Here is a 17729-nt window from a genome sequence, read left to right as displayed (position 1 = left end):
CAATCATGACAAACATACATGAACGTAATATTGATGGAAAAACAAAATTAGTAGGCCTTCTTGCTACACCAATCGGACACAGCCTGTCACCACGTATGCATAACCTTGGCTATACACTAACAGGGATCAACTACGCTTACCTCGCATTTGAAGTAGGGAATGAGGAACTAGAAGCAGCTGTCAACGGTATGAAAGCAATGGGTGCAGCTGGGTTTAATGTTTCTATGCCGAACAAAATGAAAGTGCTAGACTACTTAGATGAACTAGATGATTCTGCAAAATACACACGTGCAAGTAACACCGTCGTAAACAAAGATGGCAAACTGATTGGCTACAACACAGATGGTCTTGGTTACGTGAGAAACTTGATTGAACATGGCGTTGAATTAGCTGGTCAAAAGGTCACACTAGTCGGATCTGGCGGAGCTGCAACACCGATTGCCATTCAGCTTGCACAATCAGGTATTCGTGAAATTAGTATTTTTGCTCGTAATGATCAATACTTTGTTCAAGCAGAAGAAAATGTAAATTACATCAACAACGAAATGACATCATTTGGTGTCAAAGCGAACATTTTCCCACTTGAAGACAAAGACGCTTTCCGCCGTGAAGTAGCTGAAAGTGCAATCTTAGCAAATGGGACAAGCCTTGGCATGAAACCACTAGATCAGCTCAGCATCATCGATGATACGCTTGATGTCCTGCGTGTAGATTTAATCGTGACAGACGTCGTATATAACCCGCAAAAAACAAAGCTCCTTGCGCAAGCACAGGAAGCTGGTGCCAAAACCATTAACGGTCTTGGCATGATGCTATGGCAAGGTGCACTTGCTTACAAACTCTTTACTGGTGAAGATATGCCAGTTGATCAAGTGAAACAAATTCTTTTTGAAAATGACCGTTTCTAAACAAAAGAAAGACGACTTCCTGAGCGGAGGTCGTCTTTTTTATTCATGGACCATGATTTGGCGGTATCGATACAGAATATACAGTGCACCGATAATAGCGACAACTGCCACCACCGCATCGAACAGAAAGATTTGTAAAATGGTCGAGTGACTTTCAATTAAACCTGTTACGACCGGAATGACAATAGCCGACACCCCGCCGGCTGTGGAGATAATCCCTGTCATCGTTCCTTTGTTCTTCCAGAAGAATTCAGCCATCACCGTTAACGTCAGCTGAAAAACACCGGCTGTTGAGAATCCCAATACAAAGGCATTGACAGTTCCGATGACTGGGGATTTCACGACCAATAGGACACAGATGGAGACAAGTGTAATGATTGGATAGATCAGCAGCACAGTGACTGGACGGACAAAACGTCGCAAAAGAAATGCGAGCAATAAGACAGACAGCAGCCCGCCCATGCTATAGTAACTAAGCAGCTTCACAGCACTCCCTGAAGCCATCCCCAATATGGTCTCACCGTAAGTAGGCAGCCAAATTTGCGGCAACGCATACAGCCCATTTGACGTAAAGCTGATCACAATGAGTGCAATCCCTTCTCTCCAAAACGTAGGCTCTGTCGAGAAGCGCGGAAGTCCGTCATGCTCCGTTACCTGGACTTGCTCCACCTTGCGATGATTCGGAAATGGCAAGCTCCACAGCATCAAGACATTCACAAGATAGATCAGAGCAGGAACAAAAAATGCCATCCCATAAAACAAATTATGCTCTGCTAAAAAGAAAATCGCCAGTGGTAGGATGGTTGCCCCAATCGAGATAAAGGCCTTCACCATCACATTCGCAGATCCCGAGTTTTGAGGAAAAGCCTCCATTAACGCTGGATACGTTCCTGCATCCATCGCCGAATTCGCCACCCCTGCCAAAATCGCAAACGCAAACGCAATTTGATAATTCGGAGACAATGGGATTCCGATGAGAAACGCCGCCATCAGCACACCCGAAACCAAAATGACCGGCTTTCGCCCAAAACGATCTGACAGCACGCCCGATAGACCATACGTGAGCACCCTGCCAATGCCGAGCGCCGAAATCATATAACTAATTCCCGCACTATTGGTATCTAACTGTTTGATTAAAAATGGCATATTTGAAGCCAAAATAATATTGACCATACCTAATAAAAAATAATTGATATAAAGACTAGAAGCCGTTCTCACATACGGATTTCTCATCCTGACACACCCCTCAACACCATCGCAATGAAGTGACAAATAATGGTTACGCTTACAAGATCTCATATGTGAGGAAGAACAGCTTTGCAGCCTTCACGTTCATACATCTCATCATGTCATGCAGCTCACAGCTTACATGCCCTTCATGTATCAAGCATTTCTTCAATTTTTCACTCTCTTATTTTATATGAATGTGAAAGGTAATGATAGTGAATTGCTTAAATTTGAGAGAAAATCATCGATCAAGCGTATGACTCCATCGATAGAAAAAAAGAGTGGCTAATTCCACTCCCTAAAAGATGTGTCAACTCTATTCATCGTTAATTATTCTAGCCCCCAAATACTTAGCTCATAAAAATATTCCGTTCGCTCTATGCATAACCCAAAACAAAAATCCTCTGCGACTAAAATAAAATCCCCGTATCCACTTGAAAATTTCGTTTGCTCAAGAAGCTGGTTTGTATGAAAAAGGAGTGAGTTATTCAATCAGTGTAAAAGGAGAGACCGTTCGATTGAAGTTAGCAGAGATTCATTCAAAAAATAAGGATTAAGAATAGTACACAAGTGGAAACATGAAGAAATGGTATCTTTATGGAGAACAGCATTGCTTTCATCAATTGAAATGAAACAACCAGCCATCGAAAGAGTTTCGACAACTGGCTGTTTCATAAAGTGTCATGATCCCTGTCTCAAAAATGAGAGTCAGTCCCGAATGTGGGGATTGTTTAATATGTTAGAGATCATTGTCTTTTGAAGATACTATGAATAGCTTTGTATTCGCTGCCGTATTTTCTGGGTAAGATCTTGATTTAATATCATTGCCAATTCGGCCTCATTTACAACAGAGCCCCATCTGAAAATAATTTCACTATTCAAACCATATTTCAAAAAAAGTGCTTGATAATCTACTTCGTGACTATCCTTGTTCAAACCTGAGTAAAACAAATCTTTTATAGATTCCTCTGAAAGAATAGAATCCCTTCTAGTGGCAATCATGAAACTCGATTGATACTTATCCATTATCCGCAATGCTTTATCTAATTCAGGCTGAGGAACTTTCGCCATACTAACATAAAAATGATTTCTAAGTTCATCATAAAAGTAGTTCTGGCCCCTTTTCAAAACCTGAAGTATTTATTTCTGAGTCAATAGACTTCCATACTTTTCGAAATTTCTCTATTCGAGAATGTACATCACTTACTTTCTTACTCAGGAATATATAAAAATGGTAATTATTCAACTGGTCGCTAAAAATTTCGATAAGTTCATTTTGACAATAACGTTGAAAAGTCTTAATTCCGCCATCATCTAAAAAGTAATATCCATTAATACTATATACACTTAGCTGTTTAAGTTCATTTATTTTTTGATCTAACCACTTATAGTAGTTTGTAACTTCTTTTTCGAATTCAAGTTCTATTTTCATTAGGCATCTTTTAATCAGTAGTTACATTTGCTCAAATTGAACAAATGCTTTTTCTTTTTGTAAAAACTCCTCAAAAAGAGATGCTAATCTATTTATATTCTCTTCTTTTGAATACAGCAACGGATTATAACCATCTGAAGGAGGCATATAATGAATAAACGGTTCCATATCCTCAGGATAACCAAAATCTGCGTATACTTCAGAAAGTTCATCCAACAACTCTTCAGTTGAATTCTTATTTATTTCTTTTAAATGAGAAGTTATACCATATCTCCATTTCCTTTTTTCAATGTCCCATTGGCTGGATTCTTCTTCTATCAAATCATTATATAATTCTACCAATACCATTTGAAGTTTTCTATAATCTTCATCTGGGTCGCCAGCTCCCCAAGCTAATTCTAGGATTAAAGAATTTTCACATTCAATATGATTAGATAAATATTCCACAGCATACTTGCTTATTTCTTTATATGAAATCAAATCTAGCCTAATTCCTACATATATAGTTTTCCAATCATAATGAATATTATAAGTTTTTAAGACCTCTATAGAACTTTTCATTTTTTCTTCATTCCTATCTTTTAGGATTTTGATTAGGTAATCCTGTAATTTCACCTTCTGGAATAAACCTTCTATGAGTAACCCCCTTATTGGGATCGACAATCCACTCAAAAATACCATTTTGATCTTTTACCGAAAACACTCTTTCAATTATACGTAAATCTTTATTATAAACATCCTTGTAACTATAGTATTTCATTCCACCTTCTATTTGATATAACTTAACCTTTGTTTTATCACCACCAACCAAATCAAACTCTTTAGCCAGTGGTGTGTAATTGTCAATTATATCATTGAAACCATGTTGACCATCTGGCTTTTTCAACGCACTTCCGACCCTTTTATTATCTATTACCGGATGTTCAATTTTATCTCCTTTAATCCCCATCTTCCCATTGAACCCTTTCGCCCCAAACGGCAAAAGCATTCCCAGCGCCGCGTTCATACTCGCTTCCTGCTGTTCTTTCGAGACCTTATTTCCAAACATGTCTCGCCCAGTAATCGCTTCACTGAAGCCGTTTGTTGCGGTGAGACCATATAAGCCTTTTTGAGATGTTTTTAAGGCGTCAAAGGACTTTTGCGATGTCTTGTAGATGTCGACTGCTCGTACTGCTGCTGATGTGGCTTGAGTCGTTTTATAGACAGCCTTTCCGCCTTTGAAAATACGGCCTGCCCAGCCGACGATTGGGATATAACCTGCTGCTGCCATGCCGCCTGCGGCGACGCGCTGTCCTGCGGTAAGTTCTTCGCCTGTGATCGGGTCAACGCCCGTTGCGGCGCGTTTTGCATCGTTCACGCCAGTCAGTTCATTCACGATATTTCCACCATAATCAAGTGCTTTTTCATACCAAGGGCGGTTGGCGAGTGCTTCTTGTTCCTTTGCGATTTCTCTAGCTTCTTCTTGTTCTTTTTTAATTTTGAGATATTCAGCAGTTTGCTTCTCAATATCGCTTTTTGCCTTGTAGATTTCGCTATTTTGATACGCTTTCTTGTCAAAATTCATCGGCGAAATGGCTTTTCCATCATTTGTCGCATTCATCATTTCTGCGTACAATGCCATTGTAGCTTGCTGCTCCGTTTCTGATAAAGCATATTCATCTTTTAAATTTTGATCAAGCTCTCTTAGGTCTTTTACTGTCTTTTTTCGTTCATCTTCTGCATTTGCAATTTTTTCATCAAAGGTTTGGCTATCAAATACTTCTAGAGAAATGAGGTCGTCGATGTCTTGAAAAATCGTTTTGAGTGCCTTTTTTTGATCCTTTACAATACTTTTGGCGTTTTTGATTCCCATATGTACTGCATTGTCTAAAAAGTGTTCTTCTACAAAGGTATCGTCGCCAAAATTCGTATCATCAAGTGTCCCAGAAACGCCTTCATGAAAGGCTTTCTGCTTATCAATGAAGCTGATAAACATGTCTACATTTCCAGCCAGTTCTTTGTAGAAGCTTTTAATGTTATCGGCGCCTTTTCCCGTGAATTCATCACCGAGGTTTGCCACGCCTTGAAGTGTCTTTTTTAAATCTACCATTTGTTCGCGGAGTTCTTGGTAGTGTTTTGCCCTTGCATCCATAGCATTTGTTAGTGCTTTTGCATCAAGTATCTTGCCCAGAAGAAGTCACTCCCTCCATTATTGATCATAAAGTCAAATTTACCGTGTCCACCAAAACGGAAAAATAGGCTAATTGACACAAAAAATGGATTAGACTCACTATTTAACGGGCTAAAAAATAAGCTAGACACTGTACTTTGCTCTGTCTAGCCATACCCATGTGTTATTTAAAATCATTGATAGGTCCTTTATCCATCAAAACCTCAATTTCATTAGAAGACTTCATTTTTAATTTAGGTCTGCGCTCAGAGTTTGGTTTGCTGTAAAGCTCAAGTGGGCGGATGATCACACCATCATTTGTATTTTGAAGTATACCTGGCACACAAGAATAAATACGATCATTGTCATTGGCATGTTTGGCATGAATCGTCACAGACGTTCCTTGGTGATTATCTATACTCATAGATACTCTATATCTATAAAAGGAACCTGTTCCGTTTGATTGGGCAGAATAAACAACCGGAACGACAGCAAGGATATCGTCATTTAACCGTAGTTTAATAACTTCTGTTTTCATTGATTCATGGTCTCTACCGACATCTCCCTTATGCTCAACAGCTCCGTTGCCGTAACTTTTGAGAGCAGGAATTCCTTTCGCACCAAACATAGCCACATCTACTTGCTTTCCTGACTTTGTGTAGACCAATGCATAAATATCATAATCGGTGCCGGACTCCCAGGATACTGTAGCTGTGATCTCAGGCGTTTTCTCGATTATGATCGGTTTATGACCTTTGTCTAGACTAATTTTACCCTGAACTTTCTCTAAACTGATAGGTGCAGCGACTTTCTCTTTAGCAGTTGTCTTCGTTTGAGCAGGGTCTTTAATTGGTTGTTTTTCAAGAGCCATTTGATGTGTAGAAATATCCTGTTCATCAGGTTCAACCTCCACACCATAAAGCTTGCATAGACCTTCCAGTCCAGAATCGAAACCACGCCAAATTGAGCGTGCTTTCGTGTCACCATTTCTTATATATAGCTCTACTACGACAATGCCCTTTTCATTTGTAAAGTTTACTGGTGTTAGATAAAACACCTCGTCACCTGTTCGAATTTCCGCTTGCAAATTCTTCACTTGAGAAAAGCCCGTTCCTTGATCTTCTGTTAATGTAATAGCCATCTTTGTGATTCCAGCAGGCACTTTGCTCATATCAAAATTCAATTGATGCCTTTTCAACTGACCTGATACCTCTGCTGGTAAAAGTGACGCTGCACCCGAAGCACTCTCTGGTTGATTGTAAAAAATAATGCCATGATCTCCTTCAACCTGATCTGAATCTGTTAAAAGAAACGCCGTTAAAGAAATATCAATTGCAGATGACACTTCATAGCTGATGGATACATGCCCCTTTGGAGAACTTAGTACGGTATTGGCTCCCATTTGCAGTGTTTGATTCATTTCAACAACTCCTATACTTTATCTACCATTTATCGTTTTTATAGATCAATTATACCAAATCATGTAATAGAACCTATTAATATCTTTATCTCTTTTCAACCTCTGCAATGATATGAGACAATGCTAACTAAAAACAAACCACTCCCGAAAGGATAATCAATGTGTATAAAAGAATCATTCCTGCAGTTATGGTGATATTCGGCCTTTGGATTCTTCTTCAAATATCCTTGAACATCAAGATCTTTCACAATCCAATGAACTATTTTGTCGCCATTACTCTCTTTTTTCTTTGTATTCAGGCATTAATAAAATTTAGACAATAAAAATTCACTCAGGCACATACACTTTTTTCAAAGGTAATAAAGATCTTGTCTCAGTTGGCATATCCTCATACCAATGTACAATAAGATTGACGAGTTCTTCTAAGTCCAATAGATGAACTTCATTATGCTTCGCAACAGCTTTTGCATGAGAGGTAAATCCACCAGTAGAAACAAATAAACTATTTGCATTCATGGGGTTTGCTCCTAATAATTGCTGCACTTCTGGCGCACTGGCTGAATTTTTCCGATGCTTGACTTGTACTTTAATAATAGGCTTTTCAAATCCAAATGCATCTTTATAAGCTAATATATCTACACCGCCGTCAGGACCTTTTGGACTCACACGAACATTGTATGACATAGCTTGCAGTAAGCCCCCGACTAAGTCTTGCATCTGCCACGGATCCAGTTTATCCACCTTATCTGCAATCATCACAGTTGCTTTGCTGACTAAATCTTCAATAATTTCATCTTCTTCTGTTTCATCTTCGAATGCTGGTATAGAAGTAGGGTTTTTAAGTAGGTGTTCAATTTCTTTCCCCCAATCATCTACACGAAAAACAGTTGATATAGAACCGAGGCTGTTCTTAGCTGATTGGCTGAGAGAATCTCGTTTCACTGCGATTGGTTCCCAATTGACTTGAATATGATTTGGATACATTTTATCCCCTGCTGCTTCATCAAAAAAATGTGGAGCAGTCACCGTACCAACTCGATATTCACGGCTTTCTTTTATGTATGTAATAATTCGATCTCCCTTTTGAATTTCTCTACTAAACCTCCATACCTGACTAACCCAGCTTCTTCTCGTAAAAGGTTTGTTCTCGGCGTATATGACATCAGCTCGAGCATTCATCTCTTGCTTTGTTTGATATTGTTTTGGATTACCTAATTTAGGCCACCCGATTGATGCTAATCCTTTCTCTTCCCAAATCGGAATTAAATCATTCTGGTCGCCTGCACGCACCATCCACCATTTCGTCATTTACGATCTCTCCCATTCCAATCTTCTTCTTTCTTACTAAATTATAAGACTTATATCTAGTGAACAAAAGGATATACAAACCAATTTTCCCGAAAGAACGTAAAAACCCGAACAAGCACATACTTCGCTCATCCGGGCTTCTCTTTTCCTTTGTTACACTTCTTCACCGTTCGTGGCAATGACGTTTTGGTACCAAGTAAAAGAATCTTTTTTGAGTCTCTTCATCGAGCCGTTGCCTTCGTTGTCGCGGTCAACGTAGATCATGCCGTAGCGTTTTTTCATTTCACCTGTTGTGAATGACACGATATCAATGATGCCCCAAGGTGTGTAGCCAATAAGGTCAACACCGTCGTATTCAATGGCTTTTTTCAGTGCTTCGATATGAGAAGCGAGATATTGAATACGTTCTGGATCGTGAATAGAACCGTCATCTTCCACTTGATCTATGGCACCAAATCCATTTTCTACAATGAATAGCGGGATTTGATAGCGATCATAAAAACGATTCAAAGTATATCTTAGGCCTGTCGGGTCAATGGACCAGCCCCAGTCGCTTGATTTGATATAAGGATTGTCTACACCATGCGGCAGGGCTCCGTTGACAATATCTCCGTTGTTATCAGACACTGCATCACTTTTAACCGTTGTCGACATGTAGTAGCTAAAGCCAAGATAATCTACTTTCCCTTTTCTTAAGCTTTCTTCATCGCCTTCTTCAAACGGAATATGATAGCCTTCGCGTTCGAATTCTTTAAGTGCATAGCTCGGATAGTAGCCCCGAACTTGTACATCTGGGAAGAAATAGCGTTGTCTCATATATTCTTCAGCAAGCATGACATCCTCTGGATTTGAGGAATATGGATAGATTGGTACGTGAGAAACCATTGCTCCAATTTGAAAAGCAGGATTGATTTCTTTGCCTTTTGCTACTGCCCACGCACTTGCAAGTAATTCATGATGTCCTGCTTGATACATGATTTCTTTGGCATTTTCGCCTTCTTTGACTGATACCCCTGAATTTGTCCAAAGGAACAGTGGGTTGTTGACATCCATTTTGTTATTGATTTCATTAAATGTCATCCAGTATGTGACTTTGTCCTTGTATCGATTGAAGCACACTTCTGCGAATTTTGCGAAATACTCAGCGACTTTTCGGCTTCGGAACCCGCCGTATTCTCTTGCCAAATGAAGCGGCATCTCAAAGTGAGACAGTGTAATTACAGGCTCGATGCCATGCTTGAGCAGTTCATTAAATACATCATCATAGAATTGTAAACCAGCTTCATTCGGTTCAGCTTCATCTCCCTTTGGGAAAATTCGGCTCCAGCCGATGGATGTACGCAGGCATTTCAAACCCATTTCGGCAAACATCGCGATATCTTCCTTGTAACGATGGTAGAAATCGATCGCTTCATGGTTCGGATAAAATTTGTTGTCTTCTATCGTCTCAGTAATTTGTCTCGGTACTCCGTGAGCACCAGCTGTCATTACATCCACAACACTTGGGCCTTTTCCTCCTTCATTCCATCCACCTTCGAATTGATGTGCAGCTAATGCTCCGCCCCATAGAAAACCTTTTGGTAATGTCATTATTTATTCCTCCTATTTTACAATTGTAATCATGACGTCCGTTGGCTGACATGTCGATTGTGCTTCTACCATCACATCTTCATACGCTTGTGTATTGGTGATGATGACTGGTGTGACTGTTTTTAATCCTTTGCTTTCAATGGCTTCTTGATCAAATGTCATCAACAAGTCACCCTTTTTCACCTTGTCGCCTTCTTGAATTTTGAGTGTAAATGCTGAGCCATCTAGAGAAACCGTATCAATTCCTACGTGAACAAGTAACTCCACACCAAATTCTGAACGAAGTCCAATGGCATGCTTTGTTGGTGCAAGCATGACAACACTGCCGTCAAACGGTGCATACAGCTTATTGTCTGTCGGTTCAATGGCAAAGCCTTTGCCCATCGCCCCGGAGCTAAATACGGCATCCGGAACTTCAGATAATGTGAGCACTTTTCCTGCAAGTGGTGCAGTGATTGTTTCTTCATTGTTCATCGAAGCATTCTTTTTTTCTTTATCTTGATCTTTGACAGTTGTTGTTCCGGCTGTCTGCTCCACTGTATCTTCCCCATAACCAAACATTTGAATGAGCACAACTGGTAAGATCAGCGCAATTGCGACACCAATTAAGATACCGATGATCGATGTTGGATAATCTGCACTAATTCCGTTCACAATTGTCAGCGGACCAGGCAAACCTGCATACGCAAAGTAATAAGGCGTGAAGAAGCTGGCAACGATGGCACCGGCTGCTCCAGAAATACATCCGAAAATAAACGGCTTTTTAAAACGTAAGGTAACACCGTAAATCGCAGGCTCCGTAATTCCGAAGAGTCCCGTGATTCCGGCTGAGACTCCGACTTTCCGAGTTTCGCGGTTTCTTGCTTTTAAAATAACTCCTAACACTGCGCCGACCTGAGCGATAACAGCGATGGTTTGATATGCCTGGAAGGAGTCACGTCCATATTGTTCAAAGTTGGCGAGCACCATTGGCGTAATGCCCCAGTGAACGCCGAATATGACAAGTACTTGCCAGAATCCACCGATAATGGCGCCTGCTAAAGCCGGTACATTTTCTGCTAAGATATTGTATCCGTTTGCAATCCCATTTGCACCTGCTGTTGAAAGAGGACCAATTAATAGAATGGTTAACGGAACCATGACGACCATACAGATAAATGGGACAAATAACGGTTTTACTACCTCGTGAATCCGTTTATTTAAAAATCTCTCTACATATGAAAGAATCCATACCAAGAACAGCGGAGGCAAAACAGATGACGTATAAACAGTTTCAGATAACGCAATGCCTAAAAAGGTAACGCCTTCACCTGAAGCCACACGCCCAGCAATTTCTGTCCAAGCTGGACTGACAAGCGCTGCTGTACACGCTACTGCGATATACATATTCGTTTTAAAATGCTTAGCTGCTGTGATGGCAATAAAGATTGGCAAAAACGTAAACGGTGCCCATGAAATGAAACTAAAGACTTCATATGTTCCCGTTTTCGAAAAGCTTGGAAATAACAAATTAATGAGGATAAGTGCACCTTGTAAAATACCAGCTGCAGCCAAAATATACACAAAAGGCGCAAACACAGCGGACATGGTCGCAATGACACGGTTCAGTACCGTTCCCTTGTTTTCATTAGGCTGGTCATCATCCGACGATTGGAGCTGAACAAGGTTGGAAAAATGCTCGTATACTTCACCAACATGCTGGCCGATGACGACCTGAAATTGACCGCCGTTTTCCACCACGGTAATAACACCAGGCATGGCGTTGACTGCTTCCTTGGCCTTTGGATTCGAACGTTTCAGTACCAAACGCAGACGCGTGGCGCATCTTGCGGCACTCACCACATTTTCTTCTCCGCCAACTGCCTCTAAGATGTCTTCTGCAAGCTTTTGATAATCCCTCACTTTTGACATATAACCCCCCTTTATCACTACTAGTATATGTATATTATAATTATACCGGTACAATATATCAATACATATATAATTTTGATTAGCATATCAAAGGAAAATCGGTATGTGCTATAATACAAAGACAATAAATCGTGAAAACAAAGAGGAATGGCTATGTTAAAGTATCAACAAATTGCGAGCGATATTGAAAAATATATTGTCACCCATGAGCTGCAGCAAGGGGACAAGCTTCCTGTACTCGAAACCCTCATGAGCCAATTTGCTGTGAGCAAAAGCACCATTATCAAATCATTAGACTTACTCGAAAGAAAAGGAATTATCTATCAAGTGAGGGGCAGCGGCATCTTTGTTCGAAGACACAGGCGCAAGGGCTATATCAGCCTTTTATCCAACCAAGGGTTTAAAAAAGATTTAGAGGAATTTCAACTGACTTCAGAGGTTTTAATGCTAGACACCATCAAACCGCCCGAAGAAGCAGCGCTTAATTTGAATATTGAAGAAGATGAGGATGTTTTTTACCTCAAACGCATCCGTTACATCAATGGACAAACCTTATGTCTAGAAGAATCCTATTACCGAAAAACCATCATTCCCTATCTCAACACAGAAATTGCTGCCGATTCTGTTTTTAAATTTATCAGTGAAGGCCTTGGACTCAAGGTCGGCTTTTCCGATATGTACTTACAAGTAGGAAAACTGAATGAAACCGAAGCAAAGCACCTCGGCCTTAAACAAGATGATCCCGCTCTCCGCGTCGAGACCGTCTTTCATCTCACAAACGGCCAGCCTTTCGACTTCTCGAAAATCACTTATAACTACATGCAGTCCCAATTTTTTATTCAAGCGAATAATTATTATGGGTGATGGATGGAAAAAGCTTCCTGAGACAATCAGGAAGCTTTTTTGTCGTATGAAGAAATGTCGCATGATGAATGTTTTGCCGAATATGAGGCATCACCCGCTCACCTCATCAGTTAATGAAAGACCGTTTCGATTCCGCCGCAGCAATACAATCCCTAATTCGGATACGAGCTTCACAATGTTATGACTCACGCCAGACTGTGTCAGCCCAAGTTTCTCCTCGGCTTTTGTAAAACTGCCGGATTCGACGACTGTTAGAAATACTTTGTATTGGAATGTGATCAGTTTGCTTATCTCATATGTTAATCTCACATTAAATCTTGGCAAAATCTACTGCTCGATGTATCTTTGATCTTTCGATTTAAATAGCTTTCTACCAACTGAAAACATTTTTCATGAATCAATGACCGTTTATGCGTGTCTAGTTGTTCTTTTTCATCACCATGCAAATCTTCATCTTCCTCTAACTGAAAAACAGTTAAGTCCATTTTGTCATGAACATGAGCTTTAATAAAAACATGAGCATTGTGAAAATCGTGCATATGCTCTACTAAAGAAGAGATCGTGGTGATAAAATCATCAGATGTTTCTTCTTCAAGCGTTTTTTTGAGATCGAGATTACTATACACATCAATTGAAATGTAATTATCTCTTTCATCCAGTTCTTCTTGGGTAGCTAGAGGATTATCGTGAGTCGTTGCTTTTCGATTTAAATCTGTAATGGAGAAATAAATGGTGATTTCTTTTTTATCGAGAAATTCATCTCCCATATTTCTGCGTCTCTTAATCTTAATATGCGGGTTAGGTTGTCCAACTTTTTAAACCCTCCATTGTTATTCATCTATTTCTAAAAAATGATGATCTTAATTCGTCGGTGTCGACGAAGAAGACCTAGACGCTGCCTCATCAGCCTTCACACAATCAATCGCAACAACCAGTGCAATCATTACAGGCTCCATCTCTTCTTTCAAAATATCAACCTTATAGCTGTCACCCCAAGTAAACCATTCCTTCTTCACCTGACCGATCACTTCGCCGTTCTGCAGCACTTGGAAATTCATATCCCACCAGTTGCCTTGTACTTCTACACCAGCAGCATCAATTGAATATTTTGCTTTAAAGAACGTAAACTCTTTTTTGATGGTCAACACCTCTTTACCACCAACTTCTACTAAAAACTTCGGTAAAAAGCTAAACATTTTCTTCGTAATGACCGCGATTTCATCTCGCTCTGAATTCAGAATGGTGAACGTCTTCGGCATCTTCATAAAGCTGCCCTCAACCACATACACATCGTTCTCCTGCTGATCCTTTACCGTAAACCTGCCGCTCAGACTAAATACTTTCTGCTTCATGTAAAGCTGTTTCATATGTACCTCCCTCTACTAAATGACAACTTCATTAAAGTTTATCATACAGAAAAAGGCCCAGATAACCCAGCTGTAAATTTCTTCACCAAAAACTGTATCAAACTAAGCGTTTTCCCCATTCATTTTCTTTTTAAAAGCAAAAATGGCGATAGCTACAATAACACCTGTATATCCAATTACCCACCAAAGATGCAGTAAAATTGATGCATAGTCTCCAGAAAGTGCGGCTCTGCTAGCGTCTACTGCGTGAGCAAATGGAAGTGCGTACGCAATATCTTTGAACCAGCCTCCAACTAAATTCAAATCGAACCATGTACCACTTAACCATGCGCTCATATTCGTTAGTAGCGCTCCACAAATACCACCAACCTGCTTGTCGTTAAATATACTCCCCACTAAGAGCCCTATGCCGATAAATAGTAAAGATGTTGGCAAAAGGACAAGAATGGATAACAAAACATTGGAATTAAAAGGTAATCTTAAGAAAAGTGCTGCGATAAAGCTAATGATAACTTGAACAATTGCTATCGGTATGAGTGGGACAATATATCCTACAATGTAGTCTGAGGCAGAAAGAGGTGTAGTAAACAATCGCATCAAAAATGATGTACTTCGATCTTTAGCTATTAACATTCCAGAGAATAGTGAGATAAAAGAAAGCCCGAAGACGGCTATGCCAGGAATTAGTTTATCAATGACAAATAAATCAGTTGGAACATTCGCTTGAATAGCATGAAGCAAAAATAAGATAACTAACGGGAAGCCTATACCAAATGCTAAGTTTAAAGGATCTCTCAAAATCTCTTTACGATTACGTGCAGCAAAGGCTAGTGACTTCATCTGGTGACCTCCTCATTGGTAGCTAACGAAATAAAGGCATCCTCAAGTGATTTGGTGTTGGTACTTTCCATCAATTCAGCTGCTGTTCCAACTGCCTTTAATTTTCCTTTCGCCATCGTCCCTATTCGATCCGAAAGGGCTGCTGCTTCCTCCATATAATGTGTCGTGAGAATGATGGTCATGCTCCCCTTTAATTTCTCAATAGTACTCCATAGCTCACGCCTTGCGATGACATCGAGACCGAGAGTAGGTTCATCAAGAAAAAGGATTTTGGGGTCTGTAATGAGTGCCATTGCAATACTAAGTCTTCTTTGCATTCCTCCAGATAAGGTTTTAGCCTTCATTTTAGATACCTCCGTCAGACTAAACGTACCAAGCATTTCCTCGACTTTTATATCAACCGTTTTCTTGTGGAATCCGTATATTTGAGCGATTAATTCAAGATTTTCTTTAACGGATAAATTAGGAGCTATTGCCGTTTCCTGTGGTGAAACATTAATCTGTTCTTTTACTGCATAGGGATTAGAAACAATACTGTTACCAAGGATCGTTGCATCACCGGTAGTAGGGATGCTAAGACAGGTCAACATCTTGATCGTTGTCGTTTTACCTGCACCATTCACTCCAAGTAAAGTAAAAAGCTCGCCTTGTTCAATTGAAAGATTAAGAGAATCGACTGCAATCTTTTCTTCGAATTTCTTAGTTAGATTCTTTGTTTGAATAGCAATCATTCCTCATCCTCCTGATCTTCCTGTGCCTTATATATATCGTCAGCAAACTGCAGGAAGGCCTCATTTTTTACAATGGCGATTCCTTGAGCTTCATCGCCCAAAATCAACAGGCTGTCTCCAGGACTGATGCTGAATATCTCCCTCGCTTTTTTAGGAATGACAATTTGCCCGCGTTCACCAACCTTTACAAGTCCAAATATGTGTTTTCCTTTTGGTTTCACCCCTACCTCTTCTGTACCATCCACATTATTCACGAGATCATCCAAAGCAACGCCATATATTTCAGCCAAAGCCTTACAATTGTTGATATCCGGCACAGTTTCTCCCGATTCCCATTTCGCAACAGCTTGCCTTGAAACACCAATTTTCTCAGCCACTTCTTCTTGTGTAAACCTGTGTATTTTTCGCATTTTTTTCAAATTCATATTGATCATGTTTTTCACACCCTTCAATATCATTATATAAGACTTATTCCGATCATCTACCAACTGAACATGACATCAGAAGTTATCTTCAATTTACATTTGGTTAAATGCCTAAGTTTAACCCAAAAAAGCCACCTCGAAATTAAGTGGAGGGGACTTTTTTGGTGTGTAATCGAATATAGGAACTGAGATTCATATGTTTAATCACATATACTAATTTTTTCTTCTGCTACAACACCTTTTGCTAAAGCTAATAAGGGAAGTAAGAATGGCTTGGAAAATAGGTATTCCCCCACGCAAAGCATCACTAGATAAGTATAGTAATGTTATCAGTGAATAAAAGGAGGAACTATGAAAAAAATAAAGTTTTTTGACTGGACAATCAATTTACAACATGATTTAACCGCAATTACAGATCATAACGAAAAGAAAATGGTCATTTTAGAACCATCAATCGAATTAAACGGTGTGATCTGGATGGATGAAAACAATGAACTACAAATCAAACCTACTTGGGATTGTGTCATTATTGTTAATGTAAAAAATATATCTGTCACAGTTCGTGATGCAGAAGATGTTGTAGGTTTACCATAGAAAATAAAAAAGTCTCGTTTGAGGGAAATCACTCAAATGAGACTTTTTTGTTTAGTTACAGCAATCATTTAATAACCATTTACAAAGTAAGAAATAGTTTCTAATTCATCTTCTTTCAGTTCTCTGTTCACGTAATTTTGATATTCTTTCGTGATTCTCTGCCGATCTCCACCATAAAGATCAGTGTATTTCGCAATCATCCTAAGCTTATCTGTTTCCTGACGAAACTCCTCTTTTGTCCACGGTCTTTGGTGTGAAGGAATATACATATCAGCATCAAAAGCATCTAACTCATCTAAAAGACGCAATGTTTCCTTCATTGAATAATGGACTTTTTCGGCATACATTTTCGGATAAATACAATCACCAAGAAAAAGGATTTTCTCTTCTTTCACATACACGATGACTGAATCAGCGGCATGATCGCCCCCAACAAGTTGCACGACACACGTGACCCCGCCAAGATCGATCTCCATCCGACGGTCAAATGTCACATCCGGTAAAACCACCTGAATATCTCGGTGATCCTGATATTCCTCCTTGATGGCCTTCGCGCAGAACTCAATCTCCGTTCCTTCCCTCACCCGCTCATCAATCGCCTCATCTGACCACGAAAACGGAAGAAGCTTCTCCATTTCCTTTCTTGTCTTTGCAGAAGCAATCGAAAGCGAATCAGGCAGCGCTGGCAGACCAAAGATATGATCCCAATGCCAATGCGTGAGCACAACCATATCAGGAGTCAAGTTCTCATGTTTTAACGTTTCTTTGATAAAGTACTTGGCATGTTCTTTCGAGTTACCAGCATCAATCATTAATGTCTTGTTACTGCCCACAACCATACCTAGAATGGGGCGGTCGGTAAGCGATATAGGTGTGATGTACCAAAAATTCTGACCTATTTTTTTAATTGAGTGCATAGGTTGCTTCCTCCTTTCTATAATTATATTTTAAATCGAATCACGT

18 protein-coding genes and 2 pseudogenes are annotated in these 17729 nt (G+C 39.8%); 4 read left to right on the top strand and 16 right to left on the bottom strand.

Going from position 1 to position 17729, the window contains the following annotated elements:
- Window positions 1-5 precede the first annotated feature (5 nt).
- The gene (locus C6347_RS00520; protein ID WP_106071272.1) at window positions 6-908 is read left to right on the top strand and encodes a quinate/shikimate dehydrogenase; all 903 of its coding nucleotides are present in this window, start codon (window positions 6-8) and stop codon (window positions 906-908) included.
- A 39-nt stretch (window positions 909-947) separates the two neighbouring features.
- Here the strand turns inward: C6347_RS00520 and C6347_RS00515 are convergent, their stop codons facing one another.
- The 6 genes and pseudogenes from C6347_RS00515 to C6347_RS00495 form a co-directional block, all read right to left on the bottom strand.
- Window positions 948-2141: an MFS transporter gene (locus C6347_RS00515; RefSeq protein ID WP_106071271.1), complete on the bottom strand. Its 1194-nt coding sequence runs from the start codon at window positions 2139-2141 to the stop codon at window positions 948-950.
- 324 nt (window positions 2142-2465) lie between these two features.
- Window positions 2466-2606 (bottom strand): annotated as a pseudogene (locus C6347_RS19685) (YxiF family protein); the annotation flags it as partial.
- Between the two features lie 628 nt (window positions 2607-3234).
- Window positions 3235-3567, bottom strand: a complete 333-nt coding sequence (locus C6347_RS19335; protein ID WP_223250411.1) for a hypothetical protein — start codon at window positions 3565-3567, stop codon at window positions 3235-3237.
- A gap of 21 nt (window positions 3568-3588) precedes the next feature.
- A complete protein-coding gene (locus C6347_RS00505) occupies window positions 3589-4128 on the bottom strand; it encodes a DUF2247 family protein (RefSeq protein WP_034660743.1) in 540 nt (179 codons plus the stop codon).
- A gap of 13 nt (window positions 4129-4141) precedes the next feature.
- Window positions 4142-5698, bottom strand: coding sequence for a ribonuclease YeeF family protein (locus tag C6347_RS00500; protein ID WP_106071270.1), 1557 nt, complete (start codon window positions 5696-5698; stop codon window positions 4142-4144).
- Window positions 5699-5900: 202 nt separating this feature from the next.
- Window positions 5901-7136, bottom strand: a complete 1236-nt coding sequence (locus C6347_RS00495; RefSeq protein ID WP_106071269.1) for a TerD family protein — start codon at window positions 7134-7136, stop codon at window positions 5901-5903.
- 161 nt (window positions 7137-7297) lie between these two features.
- Between C6347_RS00495 and C6347_RS19330 the strand changes: the two genes are divergently transcribed.
- Window positions 7298-7459, top strand: coding sequence for a hypothetical protein (locus tag C6347_RS19330; RefSeq protein ID WP_223253273.1), 162 nt, complete (start codon window positions 7298-7300; stop codon window positions 7457-7459).
- 4 nt (window positions 7460-7463) lie between these two features.
- Here the strand turns inward: C6347_RS19330 and C6347_RS00490 are convergent, their stop codons facing one another.
- The 3 genes from C6347_RS00490 to C6347_RS00480 all read right to left on the bottom strand — a co-directional run bounded on the left by C6347_RS00490 (window position 7464) and on the right by C6347_RS00480 (window position 11945).
- Window positions 7464-8444, bottom strand: a complete 981-nt coding sequence (locus C6347_RS00490; protein WP_066031490.1) for a restriction endonuclease — start codon at window positions 8442-8444, stop codon at window positions 7464-7466.
- A gap of 153 nt (window positions 8445-8597) precedes the next feature.
- Window positions 8598-10034: a 6-phospho-beta-glucosidase BglA gene (bglA, locus tag C6347_RS00485; RefSeq protein ID WP_374955718.1), complete on the bottom strand. Its 1437-nt coding sequence runs from the start codon at window positions 10032-10034 to the stop codon at window positions 8598-8600.
- A gap of 12 nt (window positions 10035-10046) precedes the next feature.
- Window positions 10047-11945 carry a beta-glucoside-specific PTS transporter subunit IIABC gene (locus C6347_RS00480; protein WP_060597661.1) on the bottom strand — a complete coding sequence of 633 codons (1899 nt, stop codon included), beginning with the start codon at window positions 11943-11945 and terminating at the stop codon, window positions 10047-10049.
- A 153-nt stretch (window positions 11946-12098) separates the two neighbouring features.
- Here C6347_RS00480 and C6347_RS00475 point away from each other — a divergent pair, with 153 nt between their 5' ends.
- Entirely contained in the window at window positions 12099-12809 is a 711-nt protein-coding gene (locus C6347_RS00475) for a GntR family transcriptional regulator (protein WP_060597662.1), read from the top strand.
- Window positions 12810-12858: 49 nt separating this feature from the next.
- Here the strand turns inward: C6347_RS00475 and C6347_RS00470 are convergent.
- From C6347_RS00470 to C6347_RS00445, 6 genes and pseudogenes are all read right to left on the bottom strand, one after another.
- Window positions 12859-13088: pseudogene (locus C6347_RS00470) on the bottom strand (LysR family transcriptional regulator); the annotation flags it as partial.
- A gap of 26 nt (window positions 13089-13114) precedes the next feature.
- On the bottom strand, window positions 13115-13576 hold the full coding sequence (locus C6347_RS00465) for a hypothetical protein (protein WP_106071267.1): 462 nt from the start codon (window positions 13574-13576) through the stop codon (window positions 13115-13117).
- 93 nt (window positions 13577-13669) lie between these two features.
- Window positions 13670-14176, bottom strand: coding sequence for an LURP-one-related/scramblase family protein (locus C6347_RS00460; protein ID WP_106071266.1), 507 nt, complete (start codon window positions 14174-14176; stop codon window positions 13670-13672).
- Between the two features lie 102 nt (window positions 14177-14278).
- Entirely contained in the window at window positions 14279-15016 is a 738-nt protein-coding gene (locus C6347_RS00455) for an ABC transporter permease (RefSeq protein ID WP_060597664.1), read from the bottom strand.
- Window positions 15013-15747 (bottom strand): ABC transporter ATP-binding protein, encoded by a 735-nt coding sequence (locus C6347_RS00450; protein WP_060597665.1) that lies wholly within the window; start codon window positions 15745-15747, stop codon window positions 15013-15015. Before C6347_RS00450 ends, C6347_RS00455 begins: the two co-directional genes overlap by 4 nt.
- Window positions 15744-16181, bottom strand: coding sequence for a helix-turn-helix transcriptional regulator (locus C6347_RS00445; protein ID WP_034660576.1), 438 nt, complete (start codon window positions 16179-16181; stop codon window positions 15744-15746). The genes C6347_RS00450 and C6347_RS00445 overlap by 4 nt, the downstream gene beginning before the upstream one ends.
- 342 nt (window positions 16182-16523) lie before the next feature.
- Here C6347_RS00445 and C6347_RS00440 point away from each other — a divergent pair, with 342 nt between their 5' ends.
- Complete coding sequence (locus tag C6347_RS00440) at window positions 16524-16766, top strand: hypothetical protein (protein WP_106071265.1); 243 nt, start codon at window positions 16524-16526, stop codon at window positions 16764-16766.
- Between the two features lie 68 nt (window positions 16767-16834).
- Here C6347_RS00440 and C6347_RS00435 read toward each other — a convergent pair whose 3' ends face one another.
- Window positions 16835-17683, bottom strand: coding sequence for an MBL fold metallo-hydrolase (locus tag C6347_RS00435; protein ID WP_106071264.1), 849 nt, complete (start codon window positions 17681-17683; stop codon window positions 16835-16837).
- Window positions 17684-17729 lie beyond the last annotated feature (46 nt).

This window comes from Bacillus sp. NMTD17 (assembly GCF_002998735.1).
Lineage (GTDB): Bacteria > Bacillota > Bacilli > Bacillales > Bacillaceae > Bacillus.
The sequence above is the reverse complement of the archived record's forward strand: the minus strand, read 5'-3'. Positions and strand labels throughout refer to the sequence as shown.